The sequence below is a fragment of the Psychrobacter sp. DM8 genome, from assembly GCF_051307025.1.
Lineage (GTDB): Bacteria > Pseudomonadota > Gammaproteobacteria > Pseudomonadales > Moraxellaceae > Psychrobacter.
Map to the genome: position 1 here is coordinate 2175907 of NZ_CP195538.1, position 15405 is coordinate 2191311.

Below are 15405 nucleotides of genomic sequence, written 5' to 3' on the forward strand. Positions count from 1 at the left end.
GACCCTCACCACCTATGCAAAACACGTATCAAACTGCAGCCCTAAATAACAATTATGACTATGCAGATGTTCTTTATTCTCCTTATCAAACCTTGCCTTTTGTGATACAAGATGCGCTATTGGATCGACAACGTATTATCTTAGTGGCGAACAATCCATCGATTACCGAAGACAAATTACAGGCCCTTTTGCAGCCAACAGATATGCTGGTTTTGTTTAATGACTTTATCCATGCTCAGTTTTTCGCGCATCATCCTAGCGCTAAGGATTTACCAAAACTTCTATTTTTTCGACAAAATGGCGATAGCTTATTGCATTTTGGTCTGCCGCCGCGCAGCAACAATCTGACAGCGATGCTCGATATGGCGCAGCAAGCGACGCTTGGCGTTTTGTTTGGTAATACACACTATCAGTTTCCAACACCAAGCGATGACCCAAGACCTAACGATGATCCCATTACTGCCAAGCGAGTGCTCAAGATTCCAAGTCAGCTTGATGAGCTGCTGCGTAGTGAAGCGCACTGTAGCGTACTGTCAGAGCAGCACAGCGTCGTCGAGGACTATCCTATCTTTGCCGACATTCACTCGTCCGCGCCAACGTCAGGGTTTTTGTTGTATCGTTTACTGTTGGCAGCGTGCTTAGAGGTACAGCCGCAGCGAGATACTGATACGCCAATATCGATAGTGATGCTGGGGTTTAATAATGATGACAAAACCGCGAATTTTTGGGAAGGTCATAACTGGGCGTTTGAGAGACAAGAGCTTGCCGCGCCGCCGCAAGGTGTCGAGATTATTCGCCAGTATTGATTGATTCTGACTTATACATAAGGCGCATCTGGATAGTGCGCCGCTGTAATCTCCTCATAACTTGGCTGGCGCTTGATACAAATGGGTGTAGTTTGCGCCTCTTGCCAGTCAATCAATTGCAACTGCGCAAACTCGCCAAGCCAGCCTCCCATCGGCCAGTGCTGCCATTTCTCATAAAAGCGATTGGCATTGATAACGATACTGTCCAAATGATTAAGCGGCGGCCGGTAGACACTATGCTGCTGATGATAAATCACATCACTTGTCACATAAAAATCGATACCCAGCGTACGCGCCACAAAAGCAAAATCAGTATCCTCAGCGCCATAACCAACATAATCGGTATCAAAACCACCAATCTGCTCAAACTGAGGGCGCATAATCGCAAAGCAAAGACTCCAAAATGCGCCATAATCTTGCGTCTGCTTGATAGTCGTATCTTGCTGTAGATCAAAGTTATCCCGATAAGGATTAAATACCGACAGCTTATCTAAAAAATCGGCTGATAATTTCCCTTGTTGGAGCTGACTACCTTCATCATCCCTCAAAGGGCGCGTTAAGTAGCGCGGCTGACCCATCAACAGGGCGTCGGGATGTGCTTGTAGTTTATTATATAGCTGCGCAATAAAAGTGGGCGTGACGATACAATCGACATCCAAGAATATCATAGCCTCATATGCGGCCCGCGCCGCGCCAAGATTACGATTACGACCAATATCGAACGACGCATTACTTGCCAACCCATTCTCAGTCGTTGGAATTTTGACGATGTTTAGATCGTGCTCTGCAAGGCGTGCAGGTTCGGCATCATCATTAACGATGATGACTTCGCTTGGGCGCGCGCTACCCTGCGCTAAGCTACTAAGTAAGTTGTATAAGTGCTGGTTGCGCCCATAGCATGTAGTGATGACACTCAAAGGTACAGTGACAGCAATTGTGTTGTGATCGGCGTCTTGCGCTTTGATTGTCATAACTCTCTATACTCTTATGCTTTTAAGATTGTTTAGGTTTTATATCAAATTGAGGCAATAGCCAGTCTTCAAACCAAGTTTTGACAAGATTATAGTTAGCGACGCTATCCATAAATCTGTGCGCAGGCGTGTTAGTTTGAGTGCTTATCACAGTATCCCTGTCTTTATTGATTGACTCAGTACTTGCTAATTTATTCAAGTAAGATGGCGGATCTTGATGCTCTGACGTTGTCGTTTGAGCGATAAACTGCGACCAACTTAGTGCGCGTCCTTGTTCAATAAGCGCCTCTGCCATCACTTCTTGTTCACGATGCGGGCGCGCGTCGGGCAATACCACAAGCGGCGTTGCACAATCATAGACTTGTGCAATACCGTTTAAGCCACAGGCCATCACTAGCCAATCACTATAAGTAATAAAAGGCGTTACATCCTCGACGTGAGCGGCGATATCAACATAACCGCGCATGTCGTCACCGATAGGTCCAAGCGATATAATCAACGCGTTTGGTAACACGCGGCGCAGCTCTGGCAATTTAGCATCAATTGCCTCATGCCCACCGTACCCTTTGATCACCGTTACAAAAGTCATCTCAGACCCTTTATTGATGATATCTACAGAGGACAATCGCTTATAAAGCGTATCATCTGAGGTCAGCGTCATTAGCTTATCTATAAATGCAGTAAATGATAACGGCTCATCCGTCTTATTGGGCATAAAATTCAGATATAGCGTTTTTTGCCGTACCCAATCTGGCGTCGCTGCTGCTTCTAGTGTCTTTGGATAAGGCGCCAGTAACCCAAGCGCGCCAGCAAAGGCATTTAAGTGTGGTTCATCATCACGCTCGCCTGCTAGTCTCACATATAAATATGGCACGCTAGCGGCGCGGCACAGCATAGCGACTTCGGCGCTGACATCAATAATCATCAGATTAATCTGGCGCTTGCGTATCTCGTCAAGCAGCTGCCAACTGCGTGTTTGAATGTTTTTATTACCTACCGGTGAATAATGCAAACTACTTGGCTGCCAATACTCTCCAGCTCGTCCCAGTAGCACATCCTCTGGCAGCTGATCCTCAGCGCTCAAACGTACGATTTGCTCATCAGCTATAGCATCAAAACGATAGCCATCATTAGGCAAGCTGGTAAATACGGTCATCTGCGAGCGCAATGCAAAAGGTAGTAGAGCCGCTAACTTATCCGCTTGACGGCTGTGACCTGAGCCATGATGGTGAGCATAATAGCCAATACGCATAAAAAGATATCCTAATCTAAAACGATACAGCTCGGCTCTGAGCACCATTCATATTGATATTCTCTACAGCGTGCTCGTATAAACTTAGATAGCCATCGACCATTGCTGCAACCGAACAGAACTGCTCAGCACGTAGGCGACATGCCGCGCGAGAAATATCTTGAATACCATCAAAAGCCTGAATAAAAGCGTGTTTATCCTTTTTAGGTACGATAATGCCAGTATCAGCTGTGACAATCTCGCTACTTGCACCAACATCAAAGCCAATGACAGGCGTGCCGCAAGCCAAACTCTCAGCTAGGGTCAAACCATAAGGCTCATCCCAAGTACTGGTAAACAGCATGGCGGTGACGTGACTTAAACGCTCATTGATTTGCGCTTTACTCAAATGACCGACGTAATTAAATAATGCTGGCGTGCCGTCATCTCTATCCTCTTCTAGTAGCGGCGCAACGTACTTATCAAAATACTCCTCGTTACTCTTAGGCCCTGCAATGATCAGGCGCTTGCCAGCCGCTTTACAGTACTCCATTGCTAGATGCGTACCTTTTTCAATACAGATACGCCCGTACCAAAAGTACACCTCATCTTTTATTGGGTCTGTATTGGCTGCAAATGACTGTACATCGATACCGTTATAGACCACGTGCGAGGGTACAAACTCAGCAAATAGCTGCTGCTGATGAGCGCTGATTGCGGTGAACTGGGTGTGCGTGCCGTGGCGTAGGGTCAATAGTGCCAAACGCAGTTGCGGGAAAATCGGTGTATGAAAGGTAGTAAAAAAACGTGCACCAAACGCCTGACCCATCATCATCGGTATGTGATGTAAGCTGTGATTGTGCACCACATCGATCTCTCCTTGTTCATCACGGCTGATGATATCGCGCATAGCGTGCTGATAGACCAGATACTGATATAGCTCCTCACGGCTCATACCGACCGAGTCATGTTCGTTATCATAGACCAGTGCCTCAAACTGCGTACGCGTCATAAAGGACACTAGCGTCGCATCGGTTTGACTATCAGCGTGCGCATAGAGCAACACGTCATGTCCTTGAGCGACCAACTCATTACAGATAAGCTCGGTAATCATCTCAAGACCGCCCGCGTACGGCTGCGCAATGGGATACAAAGAGTGCGCGATAATAGCGATACGCAGTGGTTTTGATGACCCATTTGCTATGTCATGAGTATAAGTTGGGGAATATGGCTTGCCTGTGGTAACGCTTATATCGTCAGTAATCGTGCGCATGGGATGTCCGTCAATCTATCACTATAAAAAGGTGGGTTGTAGCGTTAAGAATCCTGTAGTTTCTTACTATTAAACGTAGCAGAAATGGAGTTATTTACATGGCTTGATGCTTTAGCAGGTACAGTGCTGCTCATCGTTAAAGGTTTGCTGACATCACTATAAGCATAATTGTCAAAAGCGACTTTAGCTGACCACAGCTTAATCGCTATAATGATTAGTGCACTGACAAATAACACGGGCGAGTACAAGACTGACAATGGCGATACTAGGGCTAGCGTGACGATATTTAGCATGATGATCAGCTTTGGTAGCGCTCTTATATTATCGCCTAGTACCGTTTGCTTAGTACGAGCGATATCTTGTTTGGGCGTACAAACAAAAGGTTTATCCCGTCCCCAAAGCACAGGAAGCCAAGACAGTGCACCAATTTCCCAAAAATTTAAATGTAGCGCCCAAGCTCGCAACTTTTTACTCAGTGTTGGCGCATAGTGCTTATTCACCTGTTTATTTAATGGAGATGAGTCTTGTAGATAAGCCCATAGGCGTCTTAGCAAAAAAACGCCATAAGCGGCATACACGACATACAGCGGCGTCAGTAGTGCAGCTATGTTTGCGCTTATGTTTGTTAGTAATAACGCTGAAATCACTAGCAGCGTACAGATATGCAGTAGTATAAAAACACCCGTAAAATTGATCCAAGCGCTCAGCTGCGATAAATGAGCTCGTAAGTAGCTCAAGCGCTCGTGGGTAGGCTTTTGTAAGGTAGGCGCGGTAAAGTAAGTATTGAGTACTTGTGCATTACCATAAATCCAGCGCTGACGTTGCCCGATCAAGTCGCAAAACGTATTGGGTAATAAACCCGTTGCAATAACGTTAGGAATAAAACGACTACGTAAGCCTGTGCGGTGCATCAGAACACCCATCTGCGCGTCCTCGGTGATTGACGCACCTGACCAGCCACCCATATCTAACAGAGCGCGGCGACGGATGACCGCATAAGTTCCTGTTGATAAAGCTCGCGTACGATTGAACGCTCTATACAGATGATAGTTAAAGTAATGGTTAAGCTCGCTATGAATATCAGCACGTCCTGCGTCTCGATAGAACTGCGGAAACTGTAATAGTGCATGATTAGGATGGGCGGCAATAGCCGTGACAATCGCGTCTCTTGCCTTAGGCAATGCTTGATAATCACTATCTACAACCACAATGTGGCTACACTTAGGATCCATAAGACCTAGTGCTAGATTGAGTGCGCCCGCTTTAAAACCCTCTACGGCGTCAATATGATAAAAGTGGACGTTTAACGCGTCATCAAGCGCGTCGCAATAGTGAGATAAAGGCTCGTATAGCTCCGTTTGCGTGTGGTTATTGTCGATGATGATAATCTCATCATTGGAGTGTTTGATAGCAATAAGTGAGCGGATAGTAGCAAGGACTAAAGCGGTAGGTTCAGCGCGGATAATAAGCTGAAAACTAAGAGATATAGTAGCATCAGTTTGCGAGGTATAATTATTATATGAGGCTCTATTGTCTTTTGCGCTGGTTTCATACAGCTCTATATTGACATCCATAAAGCCATTTGATTTTTTGAAAATAGGCTGACTGTCAGTACTATCTATGACAAATTCACTTAGTACCTTGAGCATGCTTTGATTGTTATCAAACTCCTTACTTATCATTTTATTATATCCCTAGCCGCCCGTTCGATACCTTTTAGATATCTAAAAATGTCGTTAAAGTTGAAAGTAAATCAATAATAACTTCAATGTCTTTAGATAATTATAGAGGGTATGTCTATAATTTCGAATAAATGTAACGCTGGGTAAGAAGTGTAAAAGTAGTTTTAAATTAGGTACTTGCGCTCTAAAAAACTTTAGCAAGCGTCTTGTGACCAAGTATTAAAATAAGCTATCAAAATAATCTTAAACAAAAAAAACGCCTACCTATATAGGTAGACGCTCGTGTAGTTTTGAGTGGGGTGTATCTTACTTAGTTTAAGATGCCATAAGCACATAAGGCATCAGCAACGCGTTTAAAACCGACGATATTAGCCCCTGCCACATAATCAATATAACCATCTTCAGTCTGGTTGTATTTTTGTGACGCGTCAGCGGCACTATCATGGATGTTTTTCATAATAAGCTTTAAGCGCTCATCAATTTGATCAAAGCTTTTGTACTGACGTACTGAGTTTTGTGACATCTCAAGCGCAGAGACCGCTACCCCGCCCGCATTTGCCGCTTTACCTGGTGCAAAATGCACACGATGCAGACAGATATAATCGACCGCTTTAGCCGTTAGAGGCATGTTTGCGCCTTCAACGACGTATTTTATGCCGTTCTCAACCAGCAGTTTGGCGTCGTCTTCGTTGACTTCGTTTTGTGTGGCCGACGGTATAGCGATGTCCCCTTTAAACTGCCAAGGCTTTTGCTCGGCAAACCACTCGCCGCCATAGACATCAACATAGTCCGCTAGTGGCTTGTTTTGATCTTTTTGCTTTTTGAGCCAATCGATTTTTTGTTGATCAAGGCCTGCTTCGTCATATAAGGTTCCTTTTGAATCAGAAACGGTAATCGGTACACCGCCGAGCATAAAGACTTTTTCAGCCGCGTGTAAGGATACGTTGCCTGCCCCTGATATCAGCACCTTTTTACCTTTTATATTGTCGTTCTGGGCAGCCATCATGTTCTCTAAAAAGTAAACCGCGCCATACCCTGTAGCCTCTGTACGCACAAGACTGCCACCAAAACCCACGCCTTTACCCGTCAACACGCCGCCATGCTCATGAGTCAAGTTTTTGTACATAGCAAACATGTAGCTGACTTCGCGGCTACCTACGCCGATATCGCCCGCCGGTACGTCAACGTCTTTACCGACGTAGTGATGTAATTCGCGCATAAAAGCATAGCAAAAACGGCGAATATCGTTATCCGTTTTACCCTTAGGATCAAAGTCAGAACCGCCTTTACCACCGCCCATAGGCAGACCGGTCAATGCATTTTTGAATATCTGCTCAAAACCCAAAAACTTTAGGATTGATTGATTGACCGAAGGGTGAAACCTTACGCCGCCTTTGTACGGGCCTAGAGCGTTACTGAACTGTACTCGCCAGCCGCGATTGACTTGCACCTCGCCTTTGTCGTTTTCCCAGTTGATACGAAAAGCAATAATGCGATCAGGCTCAACTAAGCGCTCAAATATTTTATTTTTTTTATACTCAGGATGAGCGTCGTATAAAGGCGCGATAGTCAGAGCAACTTCTTTTACCGCTTGTACAAATTCAGGTTGATGGGCGTAGCGTGCTTCGACTTTTTCGATAGCCTGAGAGATACTCATATAAGATCCTTAATGGTAGAGATTATGATATTTATTAGCGCAATTTTGCTTATAAGCAGAGGTGTTCTGACTGATCAGCGTATTAACGACTAACTACAGGATTGAAGTCGTTATACTTTTTAAGCTTAGAACAAATGCCAACTAACAACGTATGTATATATCATTTTTTGCCAGTATAAGTCTAGTAAATATCATCATAACCAGAATCTATAGGCAAATTTACATTCGCTATGTCAGATATCACAAGTGATTGCGTAGCATTACTACCCTGAGAAGTAACACTATGTGTCGCACTAATCCCTTATACTTGTATCCCTTAAACCTTTACTACCTATACAGTCCTTTTAAAACACATCTTTTTATATGTCAGCTTTCGTTCTGACAATACACTCCCTTTATAGTGGCACCTTTGCCAGACTCTGCACTTTTGCTTCTGTTTTTGGAGGGTTTATGACCTCAACGACTCCTGTGCGTGTGCGTTATCAAACCATAGAGATCGGTAGTACTGATATCCATATTTGCACCTTACGTGACAATCAAGAGTTTAGTGATCCTAACGATGAGGCGCTTGATTTGGGCATTTGCTCGGCGTCTTGGCCGATGTTCGGAGTGATATGGCCCTCAAGCTTGGTACTTGCCAACCATATGCTTGATTATAATATCGCAGGCAAGCGTATTTTGGAGATTGGCTGCGGCATGGCGTTATCAAGTCTGCTGCTCAATCATCGTCATGCTGATATCACAGCGACTGACTATCATCCAGCGGTTGAGTATTTTCTTGATCGCAATACGCTGCTCAATAATAGCAAAGCCATTCATTTTGAGCGCTTAGACTGGGCTGGGGATAATAGTCATCTTGGTCAGTTTGATATGATTATCGGTAGTGATTTGCTTTATGAAGATCAGCATATCGATATACTAGCAGGTTTTATCAACCGTCATGCTAAACCTAAATGCGAAGTCATCGTTGTTGATCCTGGGCGCGGTCGTAAGAATAAACTCACGGCTAAAATGATTGCGTCAGGTTTTAGTAGTCAACACGTCAAACCGATAGAGACCACTTATTTAGAATTACCTTTTAAAGGACATATTTTGACGTTTTTGCGCGCGGATTAATCTATCTGTTTATCCTTATCATTTCCAAATTTTGAGATAAGTGCCATGATAACTTCTTGAGAATTGATTGGATAAGATTCATTACTTATTGATTGAAAGTCTTTAGGTGCAAATATTCTTTGAGCAATCTCGGATTTTATTTTATGCTGCTCTTCTTCAGGTAACGATGCTATGTAAGGGTTAATAGCTTTTAGATCTAGTGAGGTTTGAAGATGAGTATACTGTTGCTGACGGTGCTTAGTAGATTCACGCGCTAAATATGCTGCTGGAACAGACAACAAAAATACTAATGCCAATCGTAAAAGAGAGTTAGACAGATCAAAGCTTTGATGAATAGATTCCCAAAAAGAATACCCAGCTATTCCAATGATGACTGCCATACAAAAAATTGATCCTACTCTCAACCACTCAGCGGCTACTTTTTCTTGCTCTGCACTAACTGCGTATTCTGAAACTATAACCCTACCAGCCGCGTCTCCCAATAGTTTATTTATCTGTGCATTTTTTTCTTCAATTTTAACCAATTCAGACTCGTACAAATCTGATACTATTTTTAGCTCTTTTGTATAGTCATACTCTAGAGTCTTTAATTTTTCCTCTAAAAGAATAGCTCTTTTTTCACTATCATCTAGTGTTTTCTTAATACGCTCATCATAAATTTTCTGATTTTGAATTACTTGTTTTAACTGCTTTCTAAATGACTGATAGTTTTGCATATCATCGGAGAGAGCTAAACGATGCTTATCTGTCAGAGGAGCTGTTAGAATTGGTGAGCTTTTTATTATTTCCCTTAATTCGGAGGAGCTACTTTCCAATTTGTTAGCCAAGACCTTAGTTTTGTCATCTACATCAATTTTCTTTAAGTTTCTACCAAACGCCTCACCGTAAATACATACCCTGTTAGCCGACTCAGCTATTTCCTCTGCATTGTTTCCATTTAAGACAGTTTTGTAGGCTTCGTAACTCTCCACAAACCTATCGATATAATCTCTAACATCTTTAGATACCGGTATGCTACCAATTCCATCTCTTGCGTCGTTGAAAAGACTAAGCAATTTTGATATTCGTTTTTCAAATTCTACTAATAAATCTTCCATATCAATCTCGTTTAACGATTAAAATTAAACAATTATATACTAATTGAAACGTACAAAACCCAGATGACTTAGTTAGATATGCTCTTATTATTAAGCAAATTTTTGAACCTCTGACCATTGCTCTTGCTTTATTTTATAGAGCACCTGCTTGGCAAGCGAGTGCTTTGAGTCCAGCATAGGATGATAAAAATCATCTTGAGTGTTGCTCATACCGATACGCTTCATAATCATTTGTGAGTGCTCATTAATAACGGCAGTAAAGGCTACGACTTCATCAAATTTAAGCTCATCAAAGGCAAAGCATAGAGCCGCCCGCGCCGCTTCAGTCGCGTACCCTTGTCCCCAATATCTCTTTTGCAAACGCCAACCAATCTCGACACTTGGTGCAAACGGCATATTAGCGTGCGTTTGGTTTAAGCCAACCATACCGATGAATTTATTAGTCTGTTTTAGACTCACGACCCAAAATCCCCAGCCATTATCTTCAATAATCTGCTGGCACTTATGGGCTATCATGTCGCTCTGCGCGGTTGTTAAGCGTTTAGGGAAATATTTCATCACCTCAGCATCAGCATTCATTTGCGCAAAATCAGCGTAGTCCCCTGCCTGCCACTGTCTAAGAATTAAGCGCTCTGTTGTGAGTGTCGATATGCCTGCTTTTGATACCTTTATCTTAGTTTTTGTAATCTTAGCGGTCATGCCTTCGTCCTATATAGATCACACGGTAATCTTATAACTCAAATCGCGCGCCTCATCACCTGTGATACCGCGAAAGCCCCAGCAGTGTGCGGGCTGCTCTTTTATCGTGATCTCGATATCTATCGGTGCTATTCCAAGCTCTAACTCAATCTGCTTAAATAACGCTTTAATCAGCGCCTTTTGCGTAGCAATCGTACGCCCTGCCATCATGTTAATTTCAATAACCGTATAAGCGGCTGAGCGGTCGCTCGGATAGTAAAAGTCCTCAGCGTCCATAGGGATAAAACGCTGCGCGCGCTTGTCCTCTGGCAGCCCAAGGACGGACATCATGCAACCATGAATGACCTCTGATAATTGGGCTTTGATAGGATTAAGATTTTCTTTTATGCCGTACACTATAATCATATTTTGTCTCTTTGACTTAACTGCTTGTAGTCGTTCATACGTTTTGTATCTACGACCATCTATTACGTCTTATCTACCTCGCTGATTGATACGGCTAACACTCGCAATGAGCGCGACCATGACCATTCCCATAATGATTAGAACACCTGACATCATATGCGCGGCGTCATAATTGAGCGCTTCGACTTGCTCGTATATAGCGATAGATACCACCTTGGTCTCGCCTGCGATACTGCCGCCTATCATAAGTACCACGCCAAACTCGCCAATCGTATGGGCAAAGCTAATTAAACTACCCAAAATAATACCGACCTTGGCTTGCGGGAGCGCCACTGTCATAAGACGCCTTAGGCGACTTGGCTCGAGTAATTGCGCCATCTCCATTACGCTTTTTGGAATGCGTAAAAACTGTGCATAAACGGGCTGAATATAAAACGGCAGGGAATAAATAATAGAGCCAATTACCAGACCTTCAAAGGTAAAGATCAGCGGGCTGATATTATGCTCCAAAAGATAGTGACCGATACCAGCGCTAGGGCTTAGCAAAAGTAATAAATAAAATCCAATCACAGTGGGCGGTAAGACCAGCGGCATAGCGATAACGCCCATCAGTATTACCTTTATCCGCGCAATGATAGGTCCGCGACTGGGCTTGGCTAGCCAATAGGCCACAGGCGTAGCAAAAAGCAGTAGACATATCGTAGTAACCGTAGCAAGTTTGAGGCTGACTAAGAAGGGACTGAGCATGTCTGACATAAGCGATGGATCTATCATGATGTCATTTCTCATGGCTCATTACTAATGGTATAAGGTTTATTGTATCTAAGAGATTACTATTGAACCGCAAGATATCCGGCTTGCGAGAAGTACCGCTGCCCTGCGGCTGAGCGCAAATAGTTCGTAAAATCTATGGTAGCAGGTTTATCACTGATGATAATACCATCTTGTAAAATAGCTGGATAAGACTCAGGCGCTAAGGTAATAAACTGCTCAGGTTTAGCATCAATAGCGATAATTTGAGATTGCGCGACAAAGCCATAATCGACACTGCCTGTATGGGCATATTGGAACGCCTGCCCGATATTTTCTGCTTGTATTAATCGCTTTTGCTGCTCTAAAGGGTTATATAAATTTTGCGCCTGCAAGTAGGATTTTGCCGACGCGCCATAAGGGGCAAGCTCAGGACTAGCAATAGCGATCTTGCTACTGCTGTCGCTTATTAATATATCAGTCAGCGCTTTTGGATTGAATCCATCCAAAGGTTTGGTGACGCTATATAGTGCCAGTTGACCTTGCGTATAAATAAAAGGGTGATGAGCTTGTTTGTTTTGTGCGCTATTGTTAGCAAGCTTAGCAGGGAATTCTTGATTGGCCGATAAGAATATATCGTAGGGCGCGCCTGCTATTATTTGCGCATATAGTTTGCCAGAGGAGGCATACGTGACTTCTATACTTGTCTTGGACAACTCGTTCGTTGACTGATAGCCATCAATAATATCGGGCAGGACATCAGACAGATTGGCAGCCGCTGCAATACGTAGCGTCTGCAATTGCTCCGACTCGTGGTTGGTAGAGGCAGTATCTGTAGCACTCTCGCGTGTGCAAGCAGTTAATAGTAAACAGGCACTTGCGCACAAAAGCGCTGTGACCCTAACCATTATTGCTAAGCCACTTAGAGGGCGCATCCTCGTAATACTCTTGCTTCCAAACGGGAATATCAGCCTTAATAGTATCGAGTATCCAGCGGCAAGCATCGAATGCGGGATAACGATGCGCAGAAACCACCCCAACCCATACCGCGACATCGCCAATCTCTAATGCGCCGATACGGTGGATGGCAATAGCATGAGTGATCTCAAAACGTTTTTTGGCCTCCTCGATAATGGCGCGACCTTGATTCAAGGCTAAGTCTTCATAACCGTAGTAGGTTAAGCGCTCAACGCTGGTAGCGTTGTTATGATTGCGCACGCGACCTTCAAAGCAGGCAAAGGCGCCGCAGCGATCATCATCCAAGGTATTTTTAAGTCGGTTTTCGTCAATAGCGATATCTAATAATGCAAAGCCATCGCGCTGTGCAATAGCATAGACCTCATCAACGCTACGCTTAATGGTCATGGAGTGGCTGTGGACGTTGTCTGTCATAGGTTATCTCTACTCATGGTTTCTACTGATTATCTCGAACCCCTTGCCTAGCCGCCAGCGACTGGGGTAATAAATACTACGCTATCACCATCATTAATCGGGTCTGACCATTTAGCGAAGTAATCATTCACCGCCACGCGTAGCTCTTCTTGTGAATGACTAAAGCCATGCTTTTGACTTAAGTTATCATAAAGCTCGCTTAGTGAGGTCGACGGCTCAACCTTTACGGTCTCTTGTTGGCAATTGGCGGCGTCAGCTAAACTGGCAAAGTAGAGGACTTTGATAGTTATTACAGCACCAACTTGGGTTGCTGCTCTGGTTGCTCGTTCAGTCTCTTTAATAGCGCTCATTATTTTCTCCGTTCTTTGCAAGCTATTCAGTTTCATTTCATTACTAATCATTAAAACGAAACTTTACTATCCTAAGCATGACTATAATCAGATTTGCCGCCCGTTTTGGTTATCAAGCGCACATTATCAATGACGATATCATGTGATATGGCTTTAGTCATGTCATAAATGGTCAAGCAAGCAATGCTCACAGCCGTTAAGGCTTCCATCTCAACGCCCGTCTTATGCGTGACTTTGACCGTAGCACTAACGATGATACTGTTTAAACGATCATCATAGTCAAAGCTCAAGCCTATTTTATCGAGTGGTAATGGGTGACATAGTGGAATCAAATCATGAGTGCGCTTGGCAGCCATAATGCCTGCAATATGCGCCGTTTGAGTGATACTGCCTTTTTTGGTCATGCCATCAGCGGCTTTGATCTGCTGATAAATCTCGCTAGGAAATCGCACTTGTCCGGCCGCATGAGCCTCTCGCGTGGTGGTACTCTTGCCACTCACATCGACCATGGTAATATCACCGTCGCTATCTAAATGCGATAGTCCAGATTGGATCGCAGTATTTTGATTGTCTGTTTGGACGTCTCTGTTCATAGAGGATTTCTCTGATATTTATAGTCTGACATAGATAGAGTGCTTAACGAGTGGCAAGCCTGCTCAAAGTCTTTAGGCGTATTAAAATTGGTTAAATGCTGCCAGTTGTTTGTGAAGGATACCGCTTGTACATTAGGTTTAATAAAGGGCATAACTCGGCGCGCGCCGCTATCGATATAAGCTTTTAGATCAGGCTCAAGGCTTAATTGATAAAGTCCTAACAGCGGATATAAATGGCTATCATCAATCAAGCAAATCACTTTTTTATCAGTTGACTGACTTTTAGTTATTTGAGTCGCTGCAAGCTGCAACTTCTGCCATAAGTCTGTGGCTGGTATCAAGCTGTCACAGCTGATAACCAATAACCATGATGATGGATTATAGTGCAACTGGGTGGCTTGCTTTAAATGAGTCAAAGTCTGCAAAGCGGACTCGATAGCGACCAATGCCCCGCCCGTCTTGATCTTATCATTCCTATTTTTATTATCAGCGCTAGCATAATCAGCAATATGTATGATGGAAGCTTGCGGGCTGCTGTTCTTTAGAGCTGAATCAACGTCAAACCCGCGACCATTATCAGCAATCATAATAGGTAGCTTTTTACCATGGACAACATTAGCTCTGACCAAGTCAAGCGCATGTCTGACGTGATAATCTAGCAAGCGCTCACCTGGCGGCAATCTAAGCTGGGCTTTTGCTGTGCCCATACGTGTGGATGCGCCGCCTGCTAAAATGACCACGCCTGCCAAATGAGCCAAGTCTTTTATAACGTCAGTCATATTAATTATGAGTAGGATTTTGTGCCATAAAGTGCGGTACAAAGTTGCACGGACGCGTACGGCTATCGAGCTGCTCTTTTAAGATACTCTCCCAGCCTGTACGGCACGCGCCCGACGAGCCTGGCAAACAAAAGATACCTGTATTATTCGCCATGCCTGCAACGGCGCGCGACTGTACCGTTGACATGCCAATCTCGTCTTTTGAGATCAGACGGAACATCTCACCAAAGCCATCGATTGACTTATCAAACAACACGCTTACCGCCTCTGGCATGCTATCTCTGATAAAAAACCCAGTACCGCCCGTGGTAATCACCGCATGCACATTTGGATCGGCAATCCAGCCACTAATGACCGCTCGAATCTGATAGATATCATCGGTGATAAGCTTACGATCAGCCAAGTGATGGCCTGCCTCAGTTAGACTGTCTACTAAATACTGACCCGAGGTATCTTCTGCCAGCGTACGACTGTCAGAAACGGTCAAAATAGCAAGGTTAAGGGGTATAAAACTAGCAGCAGGCTTACTCATAAAAGTTCCTAATAAAATACAGACTTTAATTATTCAAAAGTGGCTACTAGGGCGTGTTTGAGCATTCGACCG

At 44.0% G+C, this 15405-nt stretch carries 17 protein-coding genes; 2 read left to right on the forward strand and 15 right to left on the reverse strand.

Features of this window, described 5'->3' with window-relative positions; translation table 11 throughout:
* Positions 1-14: 14 nt before the first annotated feature.
* Positions 15-806 carry a hypothetical protein gene (locus ACR64J_RS09280; protein WP_435949410.1) on the forward strand — a complete coding sequence of 264 codons (792 nt, stop codon included), beginning with the start codon at positions 15-17 and terminating at the stop codon, positions 804-806.
* 11 nt (positions 807-817) lie between these two features.
* Here the strand turns inward: ACR64J_RS09280 and ACR64J_RS09285 are convergent, their stop codons facing one another.
* The 5 genes from ACR64J_RS09285 to gdhA form a co-directional block, all read right to left on the reverse strand.
* Positions 818-1777 (reverse strand): glycosyltransferase family 2 protein, encoded by a 960-nt coding sequence (locus ACR64J_RS09285; RefSeq protein WP_435949411.1) that lies wholly within the window; start codon positions 1775-1777, stop codon positions 818-820.
* A gap of 22 nt (positions 1778-1799) precedes the next feature.
* On the reverse strand, positions 1800-3029 hold the full coding sequence (locus ACR64J_RS09290; protein ID WP_435949412.1) for a hypothetical protein: 1230 nt from the start codon (positions 3027-3029) through the stop codon (positions 1800-1802).
* A gap of 16 nt (positions 3030-3045) precedes the next feature.
* Complete coding sequence (locus ACR64J_RS09295; RefSeq protein WP_435949413.1) at positions 3046-4281, reverse strand: glycosyltransferase; 1236 nt, start codon at positions 4279-4281, stop codon at positions 3046-3048.
* 44 nt (positions 4282-4325) lie between these two features.
* Positions 4326-5963, reverse strand: coding sequence for a glycosyltransferase family 2 protein (locus ACR64J_RS09300; protein ID WP_435949414.1), 1638 nt, complete (start codon positions 5961-5963; stop codon positions 4326-4328).
* Positions 5964-6273: 310 nt separating this feature from the next.
* Complete coding sequence (gene gdhA, locus ACR64J_RS09305) at positions 6274-7620, reverse strand: NADP-specific glutamate dehydrogenase (protein WP_435949415.1); 1347 nt, start codon at positions 7618-7620, stop codon at positions 6274-6276.
* Positions 7621-8070: 450 nt separating this feature from the next.
* Here gdhA and ACR64J_RS09310 point away from each other — a divergent pair, with 450 nt between their 5' ends.
* Positions 8071-8736 carry a class I SAM-dependent methyltransferase gene (locus ACR64J_RS09310; protein WP_435949416.1) on the forward strand — a complete coding sequence of 222 codons (666 nt, stop codon included), beginning with the start codon at positions 8071-8073 and terminating at the stop codon, positions 8734-8736.
* On the opposite strand, the gene ACR64J_RS09315 is transcribed toward ACR64J_RS09310, so the two are convergent.
* From ACR64J_RS09315 to moaB, 10 genes are all read right to left on the reverse strand, one after another.
* Positions 8733-9833, reverse strand: coding sequence for a hypothetical protein (locus ACR64J_RS09315; protein ID WP_435949417.1), 1101 nt, complete (start codon positions 9831-9833; stop codon positions 8733-8735). The genes ACR64J_RS09310 and ACR64J_RS09315 overlap by 4 nt on opposite strands.
* Positions 9834-9923: 90 nt before the next feature.
* On the reverse strand, positions 9924-10532 hold the full coding sequence (locus ACR64J_RS09320) for a GNAT family N-acetyltransferase (protein WP_435949418.1): 609 nt from the start codon (positions 10530-10532) through the stop codon (positions 9924-9926).
* 18 nt (positions 10533-10550) lie between these two features.
* On the reverse strand, positions 10551-10937 hold the full coding sequence (locus ACR64J_RS09325; protein WP_435949419.1) for a tautomerase family protein: 387 nt from the start codon (positions 10935-10937) through the stop codon (positions 10551-10553).
* A 69-nt stretch (positions 10938-11006) separates the two neighbouring features.
* Positions 11007-11711, reverse strand: a complete 705-nt coding sequence (gene modB / locus ACR64J_RS09330) for a molybdate ABC transporter permease subunit (protein ID WP_435951060.1) — start codon at positions 11709-11711, stop codon at positions 11007-11009.
* 59 nt (positions 11712-11770) lie between these two features.
* Positions 11771-12622: a molybdate ABC transporter substrate-binding protein gene (gene modA / locus ACR64J_RS09335; RefSeq protein ID WP_435949420.1), complete on the reverse strand. Its 852-nt coding sequence runs from the start codon at positions 12620-12622 to the stop codon at positions 11771-11773.
* Positions 12588-13052 carry a molybdenum cofactor biosynthesis protein MoaE gene (locus tag ACR64J_RS09340; protein ID WP_435951061.1) on the reverse strand — a complete coding sequence of 155 codons (465 nt, stop codon included), beginning with the start codon at positions 13050-13052 and terminating at the stop codon, positions 12588-12590. The genes modA and ACR64J_RS09340 overlap by 35 nt, the downstream gene beginning before the upstream one ends.
* Positions 13053-13126: 74 nt before the next feature.
* Positions 13127-13429, reverse strand: coding sequence for a MoaD/ThiS family protein (locus ACR64J_RS09345; protein WP_435949421.1), 303 nt, complete (start codon positions 13427-13429; stop codon positions 13127-13129).
* 71 nt (positions 13430-13500) lie between these two features.
* Positions 13501-14022, reverse strand: a complete 522-nt coding sequence (gene moaC / locus ACR64J_RS09350; RefSeq protein WP_435949422.1) for a cyclic pyranopterin monophosphate synthase MoaC — start codon at positions 14020-14022, stop codon at positions 13501-13503.
* Complete coding sequence (gene mobA, locus ACR64J_RS09355; protein ID WP_435949424.1) at positions 14019-14801, reverse strand: molybdenum cofactor guanylyltransferase; 783 nt, start codon at positions 14799-14801, stop codon at positions 14019-14021. Before mobA ends, moaC begins: the two co-directional genes overlap by 4 nt.
* Position 14802: 1 nt before the next feature.
* The gene (moaB, locus tag ACR64J_RS09360) at positions 14803-15333 is read right to left on the reverse strand and encodes a molybdenum cofactor biosynthesis protein B (protein WP_435949425.1); all 531 of its coding nucleotides are present in this window, start codon (positions 15331-15333) and stop codon (positions 14803-14805) included.
* Between the last annotated feature and the right edge of the window lie 72 nt (positions 15334-15405).